This window comes from Caldisphaera sp., from assembly GCF_049974385.1.
Taxonomy (GTDB): Archaea; Thermoproteota; Thermoprotei_A; order Sulfolobales; family Acidilobaceae; genus Caldisphaera.
Window position 1 is genome coordinate 15,985 of record NZ_JBMFIW010000005.1, and the last position, 20,653, is coordinate 36,637.

The following is a 20,653-nucleotide window of genomic DNA, read 5'->3' on the forward strand; positions in this document are numbered from 1 at the left end:
TTTTCTTATCCTTTTAAGAAAGGAGTTGCTGGAGAGGTATAAAACTTTCTCTTATTCCCTTAGAGGTTATTGCAATTACATCTACACCATCTCCAGTAGCAGAATCTCTCATAATAGCTACTTTAACTGCTCTTGCGGCTAAATTCATAGCTTCATCTATGCTCATATCTTGTCTATAATCCCTCTCAAGCACTCCCAAAGCTACTGGAGAGCCTGAGCCTGTGGAAGTCATCTTCTCTTCAGTAATGCTTCCAAAGTAGTCTAAATTATATAGCCTAGGCTCCGTATCATAGCCACCAATTATTAATTGAACCAAATATGGATAATATTTTGTTGAAAATAAAACATTAGCTAATAAAGTTGCCATGCCTTTAATTGTTAATTTCCTTTTATTAGTTGTTTCATATAATCTTGCTTCTTCTCTTATTGCATCTGCAAGCATTTGAGCATCTGCAACTAAACCTGCTATAGTCATTGCTGCATAATCCGTTATCTTAACTATTTTCTTAACAGTTCTGCTAGCTATTAAAGTACCAGCGGTGGCTCTTTTATCTGCAGCTAAAATTACTGCATCCTTAGTTATAAATCCTACTGTTGTTGTTCCATGGAAAGCCTTCAACGATTTTTCTTTATCGAAGGGCATCAAATTATTTTCACCAAAAATCTTAGAATTTGTACAAGTTTTAATTTTTATGTTAGATAAAACACCAACTAATTATTATCTTAAGAACATTAATTCAAATTATGTTTAGAAATGCTTTCTATTACTAAATAGTTATTTATAAACTTTAATATTATAAAAATATATATTAGGTATATTTTAAAGATTATACATTTTAATTAAGTGTTATATAAACCATAGGAGTTTTTTAATTTTTTAGAACGATTAGTTATATTTTTAAACTATCTTTCATTAATTAAATTACTAGTGAGAACTATGCTTTCGAGAGGAAAAGCAAAAAGGATTATCTTGATTTTTGTTGTGCTTTCTATATCTATAATTGCTATAGGTATAATGCATGGAAATGTAAATATTTCTAAGGCCCAATCAAGCAGTGCTCTACCTCAAATTATTGCATATAAAATAACTGGATCTGCCAACTTGAAAAATCCAGGAAGCGAAAGCTTTTGGTCTTCAATACCGTGGACTGTTATTCCATTATCTGCAAACGTACCTGGCGGAGGCCATACATCTCAGATAATGGTAAAAGCGGCATGGAATGGAACATATCTTTTTGTATTATTAACATGGAATGTTACTAAGCCAAGCCATCATCTTTCTAGCGTATTTTCGTTAGGAGGAGGACCTTTTGGCTATCCACCTTTATGGTATAACACTTACATATATTGGGTTTGCTGATTATAAAACGTGGTTAAAATATTGGAGATATGCGGTTGCTCTATCTTTTATAATAGCGTTAATTATATCACCTGGAGCGACAGGAGGCATAATAGAAACTATAATAGGACTTACGTTAAGTGGGTTATATTTTCTAGGAGTATTAATCTCCAAATATATTAAAAGATAATTTTTATTAAATCAAAACATTATAAAAAGCTTTACCTATAAAAATCCTAAGTTATCTAATTACGAGAGTACTCTTAGCAAGTTCTTCTGCAGCTTTTTCATTTAAACCGCTATCGCCCAAAATCGTATATCTCTCAGGTCTAATACTCACGGCTTTTGTTAGTGCTTTTAATATTTCATCTTCTGTTACACCTAATTCTTTAGCATTAGTAGGAGCCCCAACAGTTTTTAGTAACTCCCTAATTTTTTTCCAATCTTTTCCATACAAATATGACATCATTATTGTACCGACGCCAACTGCTTCTCCATGTAATGGTGGATTCTTACTTACCATTTCTAATGCATGCGCGAAAAGGTGTTCTGATCCACTAGCAGGTCTAGAGCTTCCTGCAATACACATAGCAACTCCACTACTAACCAATGCTTCAGATAGAACTCTTATTCCCTCTTTATTCCCGAGACCTATTTCTTTGGAATATATGCTCACATGTTTAGCACTCATTAATGCTAAGCTTGCTGCGTATTCTCCATAATATTCTCCTTTTAATTTGTGGGCTAAACGCCAATCTAATACAGATGTATATTTTCCTATCAAATCACCAAATCCTGCAGCATTATGCCTTTTTGGAGCATCCATTATAACATTTATATCTATTAATATTAGCTTTGGCGGTTTAGCTGGTTTAGAATGAAATCTGTCAAAACCTCTTAAAGTGACAAAAGGACTAGTTATACCATCGTGACTCGCTGCTGTTGGAACGCTTATAAAGTTTTTATCAAGGCTCATGGCAACATATTTTGTTAAATCTATACTTCTCCCACCACCTAAACCTAATAATATGTCAAAATTATCCTTCGAGACCTCATCAGATAACGATTTAGCATAATCAACAGTTGGCGCACTAGTTATCATATATGATACTGAAAATCCTTTATCTTCAAGACTTTCCTTAACTTTGCTATAATATTTTCTATAAACGTTTGGCCCTGTGAAAATTAAAACAGATTTTCCTTTACTAAATAGCTCAAATACTTGGTTTCCAATATTGTCTAAAACATTTTCTCCGATAATAATTCTTTGAGGCAAATCTATTGGATGACCACTAATCATTCCTTTAACCCAAAGAATAAATATAACACAGAAATAAAAAATAGATTAGAAAATTAGGTCTAATCGCTGCTAGATTCTTTACCAGATTCTTCTTCTGATGATTTACCGCTGGGTCCTTTTCCTCCAGCTCCCCCGCTCTTTTTAGCTGCAATCATGTCGTCTATCCTCAATATCAGGCTTGCAGCATCCGTTCCTGCCTTTAATGCATTAGCCTTAACTCTCATTGGTTCAATAACTCCTTTATTCCACATATCTACTATGTTTCCTGTTTCTATATCAATTCCATACCATTTCTTTGAATCATCTGAATGAGCACTTCTTAATTTCATTAATATATCTATTGGATCATGACCGGCATTAAATGCTATAGTTTGTGGTAATGCTTCTAATGACTTTATAAATGATTCAACAGCTATTTGTGTTTTACCTGGTACGCCTTTAGACCATTCTCTTAACTCTTTTGCTATTTCTTCTTCAACAGCTCCTCCTCCTGCAACTATTTTATTATCAACTATAGCATCAGCTACTGCACTTAATGCATCATGAATTGCTCTATCAGCTTCTTCAACTAGTCTTTCAAATCCACCGCGTATTAATATTGTAACGCTCTTTGGATTCTTTGCACCCTCTACAAATATCATCTTGTCTTCTCCTATTTTCTTCTCTTCAACATTCTCTGCAAACCCTAAATCTTCTGGCTTTAAATCATCTAGGTTAGTAACTATTCTTGCACCAGTTGCTTTAGCAAGCTTTTCTATGTCACTTCTCTTTACTCTCCTAGCCGCTAATATCCCCTTCTTTGCCAAGAAATGTTGAGCAACATCATCAATACCTTTTTGTGTTATGATAACATTTGCTCCAGTTGCAGCTATTTTCTCAACTTTTTCTGATAGCATTTTTTCTTGTTTATCCAATAGTTTCTTCATCGATTCAGGCGATGATAAGCTAATTTCCATATCTAATTCAGGTTTCTCAATTTCCAATGACGCATCTAATAACGCTATTTTTGCATTTTTAACACGCTTTGGCATATCTGGATGAACGACTTCTTTATCAATAACTATACCATAAATTAATTGTGTATCTAATAAACTACCTCCATATTTTTTAACTATTTGTATGTTGTTTATATCTGCAACATACTTGTTTCCTCTTTGTTCTGTAATTGCCCTAACAGCTTCTACCGCTATGTTCGCAAAGTGCTCTCTGGCTTCAGAAACCGCTTTACTGTTTAAACTTGTCTTAGCAACTAACAACAATTTTTCTTTATCATCTAAGCTAACTGGTTCAGATATCTTTTCTAATATTTCAATAGCTTTTTGTAATGCCTGCTTATAACCATTAATAATTATTGTTGGATGTATATTCTTTTCTAATAGGTTTTCTGCTTCCTTTAAAAGTTCTCCTGCAAAAATAACAGAAGTTTTAGTTCCATCTCCAGCTTCTTCATCTTGACCTTTGGCTACTTGAACTAGCATTTTACCAGCTGGGTGCTGTAAATCCATCTTATCTAAAATTGTAGCACCGTCATTTGTAATTGTTACATCTCCTAGACTATCAACAAGCATTTTATCCATTCCTTTAGGACCATAAGTTGTCTTTAAAATTTCTGAAATAGCTCTTGCTGCCATTAAGTTATTTCTAACAGCTTCCTTACCATAAGATCTCTCAGTACCTTCTTTTAATATTATAACAGGTACTCCCATGTTTTCAATAGGCATCGACATATACTTTCACCCTATCTAATCAACTGCCGAGATTCTTATGTGAGCGAGCTTCTATATAAACTTTTCTATAGTAGGTAACATAAAAAGTATTGTAAATGCTATTTTCTTTTAAGTTTTCATAATTAAAAAAGTTATTTTAAAAATTTAACAATAAATTAATAAATTAAAAACAAATAATAATAAACTTTACTTTCGTGTCCTAATAAATAAGAAATAAAATTGGTTTAAGAAATGAGGCATATTTTATTGAGAAAAATTACTAATTGTTAACCCCCCGGTTAACAATTAATTTATTATTAAAACAAATTATATTTTATTTATAGATCTTATCACATATTTATATACAAAAGATATAAATTATTTATACTTAAGGTGTCTTTTCCTGATATTCCAGAAAAACTTACCATCCTTTTTATTAACACTTTTTTATAAAGTCTCTTTTTTATGATAAGTACGAGATCAAATTGAAAAAAGATTTTATTAGCAAACTAAAAGAAGGATTTAAAATTGAGGATTATGAGATAAGATCAGGCAAAATTTTGAATGGTAGATTTAAAGAGGAAAAGAATCTATTATTGATATTTAAATATAATAAAGAAGAAATTAGTTTACTAAAAATGAAAATATTTCTAGGAAGGCCACCTTACTATAAACCTTGGGTGGAAGTTTTTGATATACCAAATAAAATAAAAGTTGAAGGACTCTATATAGATTTTTATGATAGCAAAATGGAAAGTAAAATATTAGAATTTCTATCTGAAAATTTAGAGCCTGGCGATAAGCTGTTTGTTGAATACACAAATGATGAAAAAACTTTAAAAGAATTAAGCTTAGGTATAATACCTGTTTTAACGCGGCTTGGTTTTAAGTTATTTAATTTAGGATTTTTTTGGTTAAAGGATTGGTATTATCCAGAGGGATTTATGGAAGGCGGACCAAAAATACAGGCAGAAAAAGTTGATTCAAGCACAGAAATAAATAAACAACTAAATTCTATATACAATGAAATTGTTAGTTTCAAATACAAACAAATCAATAAAGAATTGCAATACAGAATCGAGTTAATTCTAAAATATATAGAGAAAAACCTCCATTAGTTTTTTAAATTACAGGCCTTTAGCTAATATTAAAAAATTAGATTTTACTCCAGAAATTTACCTCAAGCCTTTCCATAAAAGTATTTTCCTCAATTAATTTTATCCTATTATAATTGAACCTTTTAAGGCATTTATTTTGATCGAACCTTGATAAACTAGATCTTAAAATCAGTATGTTTTCTGATATTGTTGATGCGATACAAACTTTTTTATGATTTCTACCTTCTTGCCAAGTCTTTATAATCCAACTATCTCTTTTTATTTTGTCATTTGATGGTAAGTAAGGAGGATTTACAATAGATAGATCGTATTTTCCTTTCAAACAAGAAGTTCCATTACATCTAATAACAAGAGAACTTACCCCCTCTTCTTCCATTGTTTTTTTGGCATCAACAACTGCATATGGAGATATATCTGTTGAAATCAATATCCTAGGATTAAATATTCTTTGTGCTGCTACAGATAGGATTCCAGACCCTGTTCCAATATCTATGATTCTGTTAAACGAATATCCTTTATCCTTAAGGATAAGCATTGCTTTTATAATCAAAAAGCTATCATCTGATGGCATATAAACTCTTTTATCGTCAACAATTTTTATATTGCCAATATCTGTTGAAATGATTAATAATTTTTTATTATTTATCATGATAGCTCATCATTTTTATTTCTATTACATTTAATAAAGATCCGCATTTTAAACTTATAAAAATCTTTTAAATTACCTCTAAAAAGCTTTTTCTTGTAAAATTTGATAAAAATTTACGCGATTAACAGCATTAAAGCAGATATTATAGTAGATATTATAGGTATTGTAATAAAAACTTCTTTCCCTAAAGTAAAAGCTATTCCTACCAATAAAGAGCCTGTTAATGTACCTAATTCCCTAAGAGTATAGTAAATATGAGATCCGTAACCACTTGAGTTTTCTGAAAATATATTATACAAAGCAATATCAATTACGCTAAATAAAACAGAAGATATTGCTATATATGCTATTAAGTTTAAAGTATTATTTACAAAGGACAATATTGAGACAAGCCAAATACCTCTAGCAATTATCGAAAACAATGCTACCTTTTTATTGTTCGTATTTGAAAACATTGAAAATAGAATTAACGATAAGCTTATTATTATAGCTGTTATTCCATAAGATAACCATAATAAACTTAAGCTTATATCTGATTTTATAAGTAACGGAAGTATAGTAAAAATATAGTCTCCTGTAAAGGTGGCGAAGAACATAGATAACGAAATCATTTTTGTTGACACTCTCTTATATGATATAAAACCTTGTTTTACAGCGTTTGGTAAGGAATTTATGCTATCATATGCCAAATATGAAAGCATTTTTATATGATCTGTTATCGAATTGAAATCTTGAGAAAACGAATGCAAAATCCTTTCTACTTTGAGGCTTACCTTTGGTAATGACAGAAATGTGATTAAACCTACTGCTACTGAAAAATATATAATATAATCAAATGGAATAACATCATATATAAAATAAAAAGATAATAGACCAAGACCTCTAATTAAATAGAAGGAAAACTTTTGAAGTTCTATGTAATATTTCCACTTATCGCTGCTTTTTATTTCAAAAATTGTCGTTGAAATGGCTAAATTTGATGATGCGACACCTAATGCATGAAACATATAAGCAATAGCTAAAAACGTAAGATTATGAAAAGAAAAGAGAACGCCCGTTACCATAATAGAAAGGAATGATATCACAATTAAAAACTTATTGTTACCTTTATCAGATACTTTACCCAAGAATAGGTTTGATATAATAAATACCGCACTCCACATAGCACTTATTAATCCATATTGAAAAGGAGTTACATTGGTCTTATAACCAATATATGAGTATATTCCTATGTCTAGAGACGATAGTAAAGCCATGAACAGCATCGCTATTGCGAACCACATTATTTTTCCCTTTATAGGCTAATAGGTTCAAAATAGATAAGGGGAAAAACTCTAGTTAACCACAAAAATCTTAAATGCTATAAAAACTTCTAGATTATGTTTAATTTATGTTATATTTTTTGCACTAATTTAACTAAATTATTACGTAATGTTTGTGTTTAGAACTAGCGAATTTTAACTTGTTTTTTGAAGACATCAAACTTAAAAACTGCTGCAACCAAATCAAACTAGGGGTAAAAATTTTCATTGCCATAGTTACTGATGTAAGTGATAATGTAGCGACAGTTCTAGATAATATAAAAAACGGTGATATAATAATTCTTCATGGTGCAATCAAAGGGGAACTAAAAGCTATAGATGACATACCAAAAGGACATAAAGTAGCGCTTTTTGATATACCAAAAGGTGAACATGTAATTAAATATGGAGAAATTATAGGAATAGCAATAAAGGAAATAAAGAAAGGCCAACATGTGCACATACATAACTTAGATAGTCTAAGAGGGAAACCATTATGAATCTTAATCTTGAGTTTAACGGTTATGAAAGATATAATGGAAGGCCTGGTGTTAGAAATTATGTATTAATAGTGCCAACGGTTTCATGCAGCCTCGGAATTAGCGAATTCGCTCTAAAGAAAATAGCAGATGAGATAGGCGAGAAAAATGTTAAACTTCTTAAAAATTTGCACGGTTGTGGACAAGTGGGAGAAGATTTGGAACAAACAACAAGAACTTTAATTAATACTGCTTTAAATCCCAATGTATACGCAACTATAGTTGTAAGCCTTGGATGTGAAAGCGTTGATGCTGAAAAAGTTGCTGATAAAATTTCAACAATAAAACCAACAGAATTAATAAGAATTCAAGATCTTGGTTATTCAAAAGCTTTAGATAAGATAAAAAAAGTAGCTAAAGAATTTTCAACAGAAGCATCATTGGTTAAAAGATCTAGCTTTGATGCTAGCCAATTAGTTATTGGCCTTGAATGTGGCGGTTCAGATTTTACAAGTGGAATTATTTCAAACCCTTTAGTTGGCAAAGTTTCAGATGCTATAATTTCGTTAGGCGGCTCAACAATTATAAGCGAAATTCCTGAATTCATTGGAGCAGAGCATATCTATGCAAAGAGAGCCATTAATGAGAGCATTAAGAAACAAATTATAGACTCTATTATATCATTTGAAGAACGATTAAAAAAGGAGGCTAATGTAGACTTTAGAGGGGCACAACCATCACCAGGTAATATTGCTGGAGGATTAACTACGATTGAAGAAAAATCTTTAGGTGCTATAAAAAAATCTGGTTCTGCACCTGTGTCTGGAGTGCTTAAATATGCAGAAAGTTTGGATGATAGAAAAGGCCATTACCTTATGATTACTCCGGGATATGATATAGAATCTGTAACCGGTATGGTTGCTGGTGGTGCGCAAATCATTTTATTTACAACTGGGAGAGGTACTCCCACAGGACATGCAATTGCCCCCGTCATAAAAATAACAGCTAATGCGGACACATACAAAGTTATGCAAGAATTTATAGACTATGATGCAAGCCCTATATTTAATGGAACCAAAACATTTAATGATGCTACGCAAGAACTTCTAGAGCTTATAGCAAAAACTGCTAGCGGAAAATTAACCAAAGCAGAGATGTTAAATCAAGATGATTTTGGCATCTTCAGAATTGGACCTACTTTTTAATAATAATTATAAATTGTATAAAAATTATTTAATATGTTTTAAAATAACTATAGTTATGAAATTATGATTTGAAAAAACAAGAACTATGCGATGACTAAAATGATTCATTAATAACAAAAATGCAAGAGATTAAACTAATTGATAAAACATATCTTTCAGCTTTTAACTAGGGAATCTTAATGAGAGATATTTTACTACAAATAGAAAAGTTTGATTTGTATGATAAGCTTGCTGACCTCCTCCTTGTCCTAAAGGGCAAGGGTTGCTTTTCGTTTATCAAAAATAAAAATAAAATTTACTTATGCCCATGAGTTACCTGTTTAGATGCTGTTGTAAAATAAATAACATTAAAGCTTGATATATCGTTAAACCAGCTGACATAGGCTAATGGACTTCCTCCATTGTTGTTTACCATAGTAATATTGTAAAGGTATTTGCTTAAATAGCCGAAAGGTAATGAGGTACCATTTGAAAGTACTACATAATCCCTGTTTATTTCACTGAAATAATCTCCAAAAGAGACATTGCCAAAATTGGCCAACGTTGTTAAGTTGCATGATAAGCCTATACATTGCGAAGGCCTTTCAACTATCCATTCTGCTGAGCTCCTTTCCGCATCTGATACTGAAGTTGCAGGTGATGATCTGTTAAATACTAGTCCGTTATTATTGTATTCTTCTAATGCAGTAACAAAAGTTTTATTTAGTAAATAAACCACCCATGCAACAATTTTATCTCCTGGAACTACTTTTATATTATCAAAAGTAACAGAGGGATTTGGGTAAAATTCATACCATGCACTATATACAGACTTTCCATTCTCGCATTCTGCCATAATACCTGTTTGTTCAACAGTGTTGTCGTTAAAACCATCTAATCCAACCCATATAGCCACATAGGTTGTTTGTTTTGTGCAAGAAATGCTTGGAACTACCTAACCCGCATTAACATAATTAAAGCTTCCAGACTTATTAGGAATTGCATAGCCTGCCCAGTTTAATGATTTGGTTTCTGACGTATCATAGGGCTTCCTTGGATTACCAACAATTAGATTCACTCTATTACCTGGATTTTCAAAATAGATATAAAAATTAGTTAAGGCTGTTAATGCTATTAACGCTATTGCAATAGTTACAAAAGGATTAGAAAGAGCCTTATTAGATTTTTTTAAATTTTTCACATTATGGTGGGATACTATATTTAAATGCAAATGAAATACTTATATTGATTTCAAAAAGCTAGAGATAAAGAACTGAATAGCACATAGTTATATTTTCTATTATGATTAAAACTATAATAACTTAATTGATCTCTTAATTTTCCAATCTGGATATAATTTATATTTATAATATTCGTTTATTCGAATCAAATAGTTTTATGCCGCGGCCGGGATTTGAACCCGGGTCACGGGCTCGAGAGGCCCGCATACTGGACCGGACTATACTACCGCGGCACCAAAATCATATATAAAATTAGGTTTTATAAAGTTGTGCTTAAGAATAGTTGAAATATTACTTTTGCCAATACAGCAGAGAGCCTTATAGCTATTACTGATCCCAGTATTTTTTATATGATATATATTCTTCTTTTGCTTTAAGCAAGGCCTTATAGAACTCCTTATCTCCTCCTTTCATATATGCCTCTATAACCCTTCTCGCGGCTCTAGGTCCTACACCTTGAGTCATTAAAGCTTCTATAACATATCTTCCCAAATTTTGCGATGCATAATTTATATAAAGAGCCGCCCTGTCTTTAATCTCATCTATAATTTTCTTTTGATCTTTGTTTAATTTCTTTATTTCCCCCTTCTTCCACTGCCTAAAAATACTTATTGCATTTTTACCCCAGTCAGTGCTTGGCATAGGTGCTACCATCATGCTTTTACACTTAGGGCATCTAATAACATCGCCTAGGTCTTTTACCTTGCTTTCCCAAGTTTCACTGCAAGTAATGCAAACAAATGCTGCTTCCCTGTTTAAAGCATTTTTTCTAAGTCCTTGAATAATATAATCTATTGCGAGGGATTTTAGATTTGTAGCCAAGTCCTTTCTTAAATATGGGTTAGACAAAACTTCCTTAGCTAATGGGCTTGGTTCTTTAAGTTTTACAACATTTACATCTTTATAGTCATCTTTAAATTTCATCAAAGAATCTATATCAAACTTATCGTAAATAATCTCTCTAATAGTTTCCTCATCCACAACAGTATTTCTATAAGCCTCTATCATTTTTTTACCTAATTCTAAAGGTATTTTTATATCAGCATCTACCACTCCAAGCCTTTTAGCTACTTGCAAAAATCTTGATATGTAAACTATAGAGCTTTTAACAGCATCTTGAGACAAAATCATTATTTCTGGAGCATCCATTTTTTTGAGCTCATATAATGCCTCCTTTACCAAATTCCCAGAAACACCAGTTGGAGAGGTAAAGATAATTGCATATGGTATATAATCTATCTGAACTTTAATATACTTTTCAATAATCTTTGATAAAATTAATGCTAATAAAAAATTTCCCTTACTTCCTAAACACGTATATAAAATAGAACTTCCATTTACTTCCTCAACAACTAAGTTTTGAGGAGTTAATTCAGCATTCCAAACATTTCTTGTATTGTTTAAAACATCGATCAACCTAAAAATAGCATCTTCAGGTACTTTCCTCTTTTTTAATAAATATTCTAATTCTTTCCCATCTATCATTCCTAGGCTAATTAAAGAGCAAACTTCTCTAGAAACGCTGTAAGAGACTGGTATTAATTCTCCTTCCCATACTGGTATTGCACCCTCATTTATTGCAACCGGTTTTGCCTCTACTTTCTCTTCTTCATAATCTATCGTAACTACTTCCCACACTTTACCAGCTAATGTAAACCTGAAGTTTTCTTTCCCTTCTTCTAAAACAGCTGTTTCTATAAACCTCTCACTTATTTCTCCAACTCTTGAGTTTGATGATATATCATATACCTTAAAGCTTACTTCATCAGGTATCATGGAAACGCTATATAAATACTTCCTTGTTCTTTTAGATTGATAAATTGTTCCAGTTTCTTCATCGAATTTTATTATTCTAACATTATTTAAATGATTAAGCACTCTTTGCACATCTTCATATGTTATTTTTGAAAATGGGTAGGCTCTTTTAGCTATTTCTAAAGACGTATTTATGTTATCAGAAGTCCCCTCAACAGCCATTGCCACTAATTGATGTGCTAAGGCATCAATTGAATTTTTTGGTGGAATCAAATCCTCAAGTTCACCTTTTTCAGACCTTAATGCTATTACACCTGATTCAAATATTTCAAATAGGTTATCCATAGTAATTATAATTCCTTTACTTATATCGCCTATTCTATGACCAGATCTACCAGTTCTTTGAAGCATAACTATTACTTGCCTGGGTGACATAAATTGTATAACCGTATCTATTTTACCTATATCTATTCCTAATTCCATTGATGCAGTTGAGACTAAAGCCTTTATTTCACCTTCTCTAAACATCTTTTCTGCCCTTTCCCTAACATCTCTAGAAAGACTTCCATGGTGAACTCCAACATTTCCTAAGGTTTTTGATAATTCTGTTGAGAGCTTTTCTGCAACAGACCTTGTATTTGTAAAAACTAAGACAGACCCTTTATTATCCTTTATTATTTTTGATATGCTTTCAACTATGTTATCCCATTGATCTTCACTACCATTAACTCTTATTGATATATCATATTTCTTTGTAGAATAGTCTTCAACAATTTCTACTTTTCTATTATAAGCCAATAAATTAGCCGCCTCCTTTTTTGATTTTTCAGACAAGGTTGCTGACAGTCCTATCCTTTGTATTCTGTTTTTAGAGATTTCATCAAGTCTTTCCAGAATTAATGATAATTCAACCCCCCTTTTATTATCTAATAACTCTTGGAGTTCATCAACAATAACATAAGAAATATTTTCCCATATACTTCTTTTATTTTTTATAGTTAAAAGCAAGTTTAAACTCTCAGGTGTAGTTACCATTAAATCTGGAGGACTTTCTAAAAACTTTTTTCTTTGAGATTGCGTAGTATCTCCATGCCTTAAAAATACTGTCAAACCTACTCCAGAAACTATTTTTTCTATTCTATAAGATATATCTCTATTCAAAGCCCTTAAAGGAGTTATATATATTGCTTTTATTCCATCTTCTTTTTTCTTGCTTAAAATTGAAGAAATTACAGGCAAAAATGCTGCCTCAGTTTTTCCGGAACCAGTTGGAGATATTATTAATGCATGACTACCACTTAAAACAACAGGTATAGCTTTTTCCTGTATTGGTAAAAGCTTTTTATAACCCAAGCTGTTTATAACGTCTTTAAGCATTGGGTTTAGCAGTTCAATAGACATTATTTGTTCTAACCCCTTATCCTAGTTTATCGCTCAAACAAATACAATACAACCAAAAAATAATTAAGCTTTGTAAAGTTTATTAAAAGATAAAGCAAAAATATTTTATAAAAATAAAAAATTAGATTACATACCCATGCCGCCAGGCATTCCAGAAGGCATGCCTGAAGATCCTTCTCCTCCTTGACCAGGTTTAGATTCTGATTTTGGTGCTGAAGCGGCAATTAAGTCGTCTATCTTCATTAAAGATATCGCAGCCTCTGATGCGCTCTTTATTACTTGTTTCTTAACTAGTATTGGTTCATATATGTTATACTTTGTTACATCGTCAACAACTTTTCCATCAACCGCATTTATGCCAGCAAACTTCAAATTCTTATCATGATGAGACCTTAGCTCCATTAATGCATCTAATGGATCCATTCCACTACTTTCAGCAAGCACTGTAGGTATGACTTCTAGCGCGTCTGCAAATGCCTCAATAGCTAGTTGCTCCTTACCTCCAATAGTTCTTGCATAACTCCTTACAGCCATTGCTATTTCTGTCTCAGTAGCTCCTCCTCCTCCAACTATCTTTGGTTCCCTTAGTATGTTCCTAAGAGAATGCAACGCATCGTTTAAGTTCCTCTCAGCCTCGTCTAATAGCATATCATTAGCTCCTCTTAATAATATTGTAACGCTCTTTGGATTCTTTGCACCTTCTATGAATATCATCTTATCGTTCCCTACTTTTCTTTCCTCAACTAATGCTGCATAGCCTAAGCTCTCAGGCTTTAGGTCTTTAATGCTTGTTACAATCTTTGCACCTGTTGCTTTAGCAATTTTTTCTATGTCACTTCTCTTTACTCTCCTAGCTGCTAATATACCCTTCTTTGCCAAGAAATGTTGAGCAACATCATCAATACCTTTTTGTGTTATGATAACATTTGCTCCAGTTGCAGCTATTTGATCTACCATTTCTCTTAGTATTTTTGTTTCTTCTTCTAAGAAATTATCAAGCTGGTCAACATCTGTTACCCTTATCTTTGTTGATATATCTGGTTTCTGTATTTCTAATGCTGCATCTAATACTGCTATCTTAGCATCTTCTATCCTCTTTGGCATGCCAGGATGAACAACTTCTTTATCTATAACAATTCCTTTAATAAGAGAAGTATCCATTAAGCTTTCTCCTTTCTTCTTCTCTATCTTAACGTTATCTAAATCAACGTAATATGATCCATCTTCTCTTTTTTCAGCAACTGTCTTAATTGCATCCACAACTATGTTTATTATTTTTTCTTTTTCAGGCCCTTGACCTGTGTATTTGCTAGATATTGTAGTATCAACTATTTTCCTTAGAGTGCTCTCATCCTCAACGTCTATATTTCTACCTATAGTGTTTAAAACCTCTAATGCCTTGTTCATAGCCTTTGTATAACCATCAATAATTATTGATGGATGTATATTATCATCTAATAGTTTTTCTGCCTTCTCTAACAAGCTACCAGCTAATACAACAACGCTTGTAGTTCCATCTCCTACTTCACTGTCTTGGGCTTTTGCTATTTCCACCAATAGCTTTGCTGCTGGGTGCTGTATTTCCATTTCTTTTACTATTGTAGCACCATCATTTGTAATAGTTATATCTCCAAAAGAATCGATCAACATCTTATCTAGTCCGCGAGGACCTAGACTTGTCTTTAATAGTTCCGATAAAACCTTAGCCGCTAATATATTGTTTTTTAATGCTTCCCTACCATAAGATCTTTGAGTACCTTCTTTAAGTATTAATACAGGTATATTGCTTCCTGAACCACTTGCCATATTTATCACCTATTCCCTAACTAATTTTAGCTCCAGTAGAGTATTCGTGAGATCGCTTCTATATAAGCTTTTCTCTAGTATTCCTCATGAATTATCTTCTTGCAATGATTGTATAGATGCCTTCCTCAATGCCTCCTCTAAATTCCTAATGGTTACTTCAGGTTTGACCTTAGCCACAGCTATATTTCCATGACCTCCAACATCTTCTGTTATACCCATAGAGAACAGATTCTTCATTATCTTTAATGCTTCCCCCTTACCGCTCCTTATTATTAAAAGCCTAACATTATCTTCTTTCTTTTCAGCTAGTAGAGCGGTTGTTACCTTTAATATTTTAAAAATAGCTGAAGTTAAAGCGGATGCTCCACTCTTATTCCATTTATCTCTTGCATCTATAAACTTTATATAACCTAAATTTTTTGCTGACATAGCTAGTTCCATAGCTTTTTCTTTAATTTCTCTATCACTCTCTTTAGATACCTCAAACCCTAGCTCTATAACATTTTTGAAATCATCTTCACTACTTTGTTTTAATAAAGACTGTTCAAAGGGTAAGGGATTTGAAGCCCATTCAACGTATTTTTCCCATATGCTCTTATCCTTGCTTTGGTTCAAAGCCTTTGATATGGATGCTGCGAGCTTTACTATACCTTCAGGAACTTGTTGTTTATTCCTAAGCCAACCTCCTCCTTCCAATGTACCTATAGCATCTACCAAATTTGATAGTCTAGGCGTAAGCTTAACATTAAGCCCATCTAAGAACCTCCTAACCAATATAGCTGTTGGGCTCTTACCTAATATGGCTAATGCATTGTATTTTGTCTCTATATTGTTCATATTTTCAAGAGTTACTGGATGGTGGTCAAAGTAGTATATCTTCGGCTTACATCCCCTAGAATATAAATCGTCTAGGGCCTTGCTTACTTCTTGAGAAAATGGTATGTCTAGTATGATTAAAATATCCCAACACTTTTCCTTAAAGGCATGCTCTAGCTCTCTAGGCCCTGATGGTATTAACTCTACCTTCCTTTTTCCTTTAACTGGAAAAATACCAAGTTTTTCTTGAGAATATACTATGGCAGCAGCAGCTATTACTCCATCAGCATCCCAGTCTGCTATTACTGCTATCTTTTCGTTTCCTTCCATTACTTCCACAACCTTTTTTTGAATTTATAATTTTTTAATTAACACTACCGGTATAATAGTTGAGGCAAGCAATATATATAAAGATAACTTTAGATTTATAGACATGGCTAATGAAAATATTGGAGAAACCCATACCCCTATAACCATGTTTATCAAGTTTATTATTGATAATGATAATGATTCGTTTATTGAATTTAATTCATCAATTGCTAACGCATAATAAATGCTTGTCGTAACATTAACAAAAATGCCATTTAAAAGTGATGCAAAAGCCATAAAATATATTCCTAGTATGCCATATAGAGGATAAGTAATACCTGTTAAAGCCGCCATTAATAAAATTGAATTAAACTTATTCCTCTTCTCAAATAATGAAGTTAAAGAACCTCCTATAATGTTCCCAAGGAAATATAAGGAAACTAATGGGCTTACTCTATATGAGCTAATCTTATATAATTCTGACGCAAAAGAAGGAATTAATGTACCAACAGCATAGCTACTTCCCCAAATCCCTGATGTGGCTATTCCTAAAATTATTAGCTTTTTATCAAAAACCATTTTGCTTTTAGATGAAAGCTTAATATCTTTAACAAAAAACAAGTTTTCTAAAAAGGCTACTAACCCTATTAGACCTCCTATAAATGTTGCCTCCCTCCAACCTAAAAGAGCATCTACCAAACCCCAGGATAACCCTATTAGACCTCCTATACTAAAGGCTGCATTATATAAGCCCATTAAGGTTGCTGACCTTTCTTTATTTGAATATACTAAAACAGCTGCTGCAGGGGAAAAATATAGGCCTGCTCCAAGACCTGCTAAGATTCTTAATAATATTGCATAAATAAACTTGTTTGTAAACGGCACTAAAATGTCAGATAATGACAATATAAATAAACCTATTAAAAATGTCTTTTTAGGTGAAATTTTAGATGAAAGATATGCAGCAGGTATTTGGGTTATTGCTGCACCTATTATAAATGCAAATGGCAGGAAGCCTATTAATCCCTTGCTTACATTTTCAGCTTCTGCTATGGCTAATGTTGCAGGAGCTAATATGTACCATTGAGCAGCATAGATAGTCCTAGAAAAATATATTGATAGCTCTTGTCTCAATTTATCACCTTCTTTTTAAATATTTTATTATTTGATATATTATTTCAGCAAAAACTATGATTTGGACAAAATCTATATCTATTGAGATATGTCCATTACCTCTTTCTATTATTAAAAAAGGTAAAACTAAGGGATGAGAAAATAAAGTTATTATAGACCCTATATCTCCTCCTACCATTAATCCTAAGAAAATAAACCTTGAATTGGAGTATATTAAAGCTGAGATGATATAAAGAAGGAAGCCTATTGTTATTGTTAATCCAATTATCATAGGTATACCTGATATTCCTAAAATTAACCCTGTAATTAAACCCAACGCAACTAATATTATCATCATCATCCTTAATTCTTTTTGCAACTCTAGCTCCAAGGAGTTCAGAACTAGATGAAAATAAAAATTTATACTTTAAGGGATTTTTCTAATGTTTCCTCATTGGACAGATACCATGATGCCAATTGATCTAATATTTTATATAGTTCTTCTCCTTTTTGGGTTAATCTATATAGTACCTTTGGAGGTTTACTAGGGATTACTTCCCTTTTTATTATGCCCATTCCTTCAAGCTCTGTAAGCCTTTCAACTAGGCTAGAAGGGCTAATACTCCCTATTCTATTTCTTAGTTCATTAAAACCGCTACCTTTAGAAACACCTAAATTGTAAACAACTGCTAGAGTCCACTTCTTAGCAAGTCTTTCCCATAAATTCTGTGTTAGCTCGCATTTCTCTTGCCCCATTTTTATCACTTCGCTTCAGAAAAGCTACTACATACAGTAATAGTTGCTAGTATATATTTAGTATTTTGAATATAAAATAATAAAAAGAGCTAGGTGATAGAAATGAATTACTTATTTGACGCATCCCTTGGAATATTTATCATTAGATTACTCATGGGTATAAATATGATTGGACACTCACTTCCCAAGCTTAAAGATCTGAAAGGAGTAGCAAAGTTCATGAAAGGTGCTGGAGTTCCTGAAGGTTTAACCTATGCAACAGCTTTGCTTGAATTGGTGGGAGGAATAGCATTAATATTCGGTTTTCTAACTAGGATAGCTGCTATATTGTTTTTATTACAGTTTTTATCTATAGTTTTATATGTTAAAGGAATAAAAATGAAATCTCCATATCTAATGATAAATAACCCGGCTGCATCGGAAATTGATGTTATATATTTAATTATATCATTAGTGCTAATAATAACAGGTCCCGGAATATATTCAATAGATTATATACTAAAAATACCATTTTATTTATAATATTAACTCTTCCTCATCAGGGAAGTTAGTTAGCAATTCATTGCCATTTTTTGTTACTAAAACTGTATCGCTGTGCCTAAATCCTCCGTAATTATTGTATATCCCAGGCTCTATGCTTACCACCATACCTGGCTTTAATTCTACATTATATCCGATATCTAAAAATGGAGGTTCATGACCTTCTAAACCCAAACCATGACCTGTATGATGTCTTAAGAATTCTTCTACTTTTAGCTTTTTAGCTTTTTCCATAACTGCTTTATCAACTTCAGACGCACTTATATTAGGTCTCAATGTGTTAAAGGCTTCCTCTCTTAACTCAAGCATTTTATCAAAATAATTTAGAATTCTTTCATTTGGTTTTCCAAATATTAAGGTTCTTTCAAGCTCAGAGTAATACCCTCCTATTTCCGGTCCTGCACCTATTCCCAGAATATCACCTTTTCTTATAGGTCTTTCACTTACTAATGCGTGAGGATAAGAGGAGAACTCTCCTACTTGCCCTCTAAAACCAACAACCATTCCAACAGATTCTCTTAAAGGTAAATAAGGGGAATATTGTTTATTCATTTCATGAAGTACCTTCATACTGGCATCTAGAGCTATTTCCCAATCCCATTTATTTTCTTCTATTAAATCCATAGCAATCTTTATTGATCTTGCGGCCCATTTTCCACTTTCTTTTATTAGTTCTATCTCTTCATTTGATTTAATTAGTCTCATTTCATTTATTATTTCCCCTAAATTGTCTACTTTAATACCTTCTTTCTGCAACAAATCAGAAAGCTTTGGTCCTTTATAGCCCCATATCGGATTTGCTCCTATTAAATTATCAGTTGCAAGGCTTTTTATTTTGAATTCCTTTATTATATCAACTACTTTATTCAATGGATGAACTTCACCAGGATAATCAAAATAATAATAAATTTGATTTATTATATTTCCTGCAATTGAATTCCTGTATTCTAAATGATTTTTTTCTACAGATGGAGAAAAAGCTATTGGAGATCCATCAACCGGAATTATTAGAGCGAATGGCCTTTCTGTTGATATTATTGAAATATTTGTTAAATAAAAAATGTTAGTTGGGTTAGTTAGATAGATAGCATCATAATTACTTTCCTTTATTTTATCTAATACAGAATTTATCCTTTTCATTAACTCTCCTTTACTAATTTTAAAAATCTCTACCACCTATTAAATTAAATTCTTTTAGGCATTTATATCCTTGCCTCAATTAAATAATGATATTTGCCTATTTCTCCCAAATATTTTGCTGAAAAACCATTTTTATTTAAAATATTAATTAACTCATCATGCGAAATTCTCATAAAAATTGGTGGACCTGGAGGACCTCTTATCTTTTTAAACTCTAAAATTATTAACCTACCATTATTTTTTAAAATCCTCTTTATTTCACTTAATACAATTGATTCATTACCCTCATAAAGGATATCATGAAAAACGTTTGCCATAAAAGCAACATCGATAGAATTATCGTCAAGAGGTATCTTTTTTGAAATATCTCCATATACAATTTCAATATTATTTAATTTTTCTCTATCAGCATTTTCTTTCAATATCGTTAATGATTCCTTTGATATATCAACCGCAAAAACCTTTCCATTTTCCCCTATTTCTTTTGCTAAGGGTATAGTAAACCTACCTGTGCCTGAGCCTAAATCCGCAACATAAAATCCTTTTGCTAAGTTTATTTTATTTAAGACTTCTTTAACTATTTCATCGCTATCAAATAAATTATGTCTTCCCCAAAATTCTTCTCTCCATGAGTACACCTAAACCACCTATAAATAATTTATATATAGAAAATAAAAACTTTTGTAAATATTTATAATAT

The 20,653-nt window shown here is 32.0% G+C and carries 21 protein-coding genes and 1 tRNA gene; 6 read left to right on the plus strand and 16 right to left on the minus strand.

Going from position 1 to position 20,653, the window contains the following annotated elements:
- Positions 1 to 13 precede the first annotated feature (13 nt).
- Positions 14 to 643, minus strand: a complete 630-nt coding sequence (gene psmB / locus ACP5GV_RS02190) for an archaeal proteasome endopeptidase complex subunit beta (RefSeq protein ID WP_292319500.1) — start codon at positions 641 to 643, stop codon at positions 14 to 16.
- A gap of 294 nt (positions 644 to 937) precedes the next feature.
- Between psmB and ACP5GV_RS02195 the strand changes: the two genes are divergently transcribed.
- Together ACP5GV_RS02195 and ACP5GV_RS02200 are read left to right on the plus strand one after the other, a co-directional pair.
- Positions 938 to 1,360, plus strand: coding sequence for a hypothetical protein (locus ACP5GV_RS02195; RefSeq protein WP_428102019.1), 423 nt, complete (start codon positions 938 to 940; stop codon positions 1,358 to 1,360).
- Positions 1,311 to 1,529: a twin-arginine translocase subunit TatC gene (locus ACP5GV_RS02200; protein ID WP_428069243.1), complete on the plus strand. Its 219-nt coding sequence runs from the start codon at positions 1,311 to 1,313 to the stop codon at positions 1,527 to 1,529. The genes ACP5GV_RS02195 and ACP5GV_RS02200 overlap by 50 nt, the downstream gene beginning before the upstream one ends.
- Positions 1,530 to 1,580: 51 nt before the next feature.
- Here ACP5GV_RS02200 and ACP5GV_RS02205 read toward each other — a convergent pair whose 3' ends face one another.
- The gene (locus ACP5GV_RS02205) at positions 1,581 to 2,639 is read right to left on the minus strand and encodes a sn-glycerol-1-phosphate dehydrogenase (protein ID WP_428069241.1); all 1,059 of its coding nucleotides are present in this window, start codon (positions 2,637 to 2,639) and stop codon (positions 1,581 to 1,583) included.
- A gap of 59 nt (positions 2,640 to 2,698) precedes the next feature.
- Positions 2,699 to 4,360, minus strand: coding sequence for a thermosome subunit beta (thsB, locus tag ACP5GV_RS02210; RefSeq protein WP_428102047.1), 1,662 nt, complete (start codon positions 4,358 to 4,360; stop codon positions 2,699 to 2,701).
- A gap of 470 nt (positions 4,361 to 4,830) precedes the next feature.
- Here thsB and ACP5GV_RS02215 point away from each other — a divergent pair, with 470 nt between their 5' ends.
- A complete protein-coding gene (locus tag ACP5GV_RS02215; protein ID WP_428102022.1) occupies positions 4,831 to 5,463 on the plus strand; it encodes a DUF1122 family protein in 633 nt (210 codons plus the stop codon).
- A gap of 37 nt (positions 5,464 to 5,500) precedes the next feature.
- Here the strand turns inward: ACP5GV_RS02215 and ACP5GV_RS02220 are convergent, their stop codons facing one another.
- Positions 5,501 to 6,112 (minus strand): methyltransferase, encoded by a 612-nt coding sequence (locus ACP5GV_RS02220; RefSeq protein WP_428069238.1) that lies wholly within the window; start codon positions 6,110 to 6,112, stop codon positions 5,501 to 5,503.
- Positions 6,113 to 6,225: 113 nt separating this feature from the next.
- Positions 6,226 to 7,395, minus strand: a complete 1,170-nt coding sequence (locus ACP5GV_RS02225) for an MFS transporter (RefSeq protein ID WP_428069236.1) — start codon at positions 7,393 to 7,395, stop codon at positions 6,226 to 6,228.
- Between the two features lie 179 nt (positions 7,396 to 7,574).
- On the opposite strand from ACP5GV_RS02225, the gene ACP5GV_RS02230 reads away from it, so the two are divergent.
- The gene (locus ACP5GV_RS02230; protein ID WP_428069235.1) at positions 7,575 to 7,913 is read left to right on the plus strand and encodes a UxaA family hydrolase; all 339 of its coding nucleotides are present in this window, start codon (positions 7,575 to 7,577) and stop codon (positions 7,911 to 7,913) included.
- Entirely contained in the window at positions 7,910 to 9,097 is a 1,188-nt protein-coding gene (locus ACP5GV_RS02235; protein WP_428069233.1) for a UxaA family hydrolase, read from the plus strand. Before ACP5GV_RS02230 ends, ACP5GV_RS02235 begins: the two co-directional genes overlap by 4 nt.
- A 295-nt stretch (positions 9,098 to 9,392) precedes the next feature.
- Here the strand turns inward: ACP5GV_RS02235 and ACP5GV_RS02240 are convergent, their stop codons facing one another.
- The 9 genes from ACP5GV_RS02240 to ACP5GV_RS02280 all read right to left on the minus strand — a co-directional run bounded on the left by ACP5GV_RS02240 (position 9,393) and on the right by ACP5GV_RS02280 (position 18,273).
- On the minus strand, positions 9,393 to 10,019 hold the full coding sequence (locus tag ACP5GV_RS02240; protein WP_428102050.1) for a G1 family glutamic endopeptidase: 627 nt from the start codon (positions 10,017 to 10,019) through the stop codon (positions 9,393 to 9,395).
- A 12-nt stretch (positions 10,020 to 10,031) separates the two neighbouring features.
- Positions 10,032 to 10,277 carry a hypothetical protein gene (locus ACP5GV_RS02245; protein ID WP_428069231.1) on the minus strand — a complete coding sequence of 82 codons (246 nt, stop codon included), beginning with the start codon at positions 10,275 to 10,277 and terminating at the stop codon, positions 10,032 to 10,034.
- Positions 10,278 to 10,475: 198 nt separating this feature from the next.
- Positions 10,476 to 10,550 (minus strand) — tRNA-Glu (locus ACP5GV_RS02250).
- A gap of 94 nt (positions 10,551 to 10,644) precedes the next feature.
- The gene (locus ACP5GV_RS02255) at positions 10,645 to 13,473 is read right to left on the minus strand and encodes a DEAD/DEAH box helicase (protein ID WP_428102024.1); all 2,829 of its coding nucleotides are present in this window, start codon (positions 13,471 to 13,473) and stop codon (positions 10,645 to 10,647) included.
- A gap of 126 nt (positions 13,474 to 13,599) precedes the next feature.
- Positions 13,600 to 15,279: a thermosome subunit alpha gene (gene thsA, locus ACP5GV_RS02260; RefSeq protein ID WP_428069227.1), complete on the minus strand. Its 1,680-nt coding sequence runs from the start codon at positions 15,277 to 15,279 to the stop codon at positions 13,600 to 13,602.
- A gap of 84 nt (positions 15,280 to 15,363) precedes the next feature.
- Positions 15,364 to 16,425, minus strand: coding sequence for a phosphoesterase (locus ACP5GV_RS02265; protein WP_292319484.1), 1,062 nt, complete (start codon positions 16,423 to 16,425; stop codon positions 15,364 to 15,366).
- Positions 16,426 to 16,449: 24 nt separating this feature from the next.
- On the minus strand, positions 16,450 to 17,538 hold the full coding sequence (locus ACP5GV_RS02270) for an MFS transporter (RefSeq protein WP_428069225.1): 1,089 nt from the start codon (positions 17,536 to 17,538) through the stop codon (positions 16,450 to 16,452).
- A gap of 4 nt (positions 17,539 to 17,542) precedes the next feature.
- Entirely contained in the window at positions 17,543 to 17,908 is a 366-nt protein-coding gene (locus tag ACP5GV_RS02275) for a hypothetical protein (protein WP_428069223.1), read from the minus strand.
- 29 nt (positions 17,909 to 17,937) lie between these two features.
- Positions 17,938 to 18,273, minus strand: a complete 336-nt coding sequence (locus tag ACP5GV_RS02280) for a winged helix-turn-helix transcriptional regulator (RefSeq protein WP_292319481.1) — start codon at positions 18,271 to 18,273, stop codon at positions 17,938 to 17,940.
- Positions 18,274 to 18,375: 102 nt separating this feature from the next.
- On the opposite strand from ACP5GV_RS02280, the gene ACP5GV_RS02285 reads away from it, so the two are divergent.
- Positions 18,376 to 18,795 (plus strand): DoxX family protein, encoded by a 420-nt coding sequence (locus tag ACP5GV_RS02285; RefSeq protein ID WP_428069220.1) that lies wholly within the window; start codon positions 18,376 to 18,378, stop codon positions 18,793 to 18,795.
- Here ACP5GV_RS02285 and ACP5GV_RS02290 read toward each other — a convergent pair.
- Together ACP5GV_RS02290 and ACP5GV_RS02295 are read right to left on the minus strand one after the other, a co-directional pair.
- Complete coding sequence (locus ACP5GV_RS02290; protein WP_428089604.1) at positions 18,790 to 19,989, minus strand: M24 family metallopeptidase; 1,200 nt, start codon at positions 19,987 to 19,989, stop codon at positions 18,790 to 18,792. The genes ACP5GV_RS02285 and ACP5GV_RS02290 overlap by 6 nt on opposite strands.
- A gap of 26 nt (positions 19,990 to 20,015) precedes the next feature.
- Positions 20,016 to 20,591 carry a class I SAM-dependent methyltransferase gene (locus ACP5GV_RS02295; protein WP_428069216.1) on the minus strand — a complete coding sequence of 192 codons (576 nt, stop codon included), beginning with the start codon at positions 20,589 to 20,591 and terminating at the stop codon, positions 20,016 to 20,018.
- Between the last annotated feature and the right edge of the window lie 62 nt (positions 20,592 to 20,653).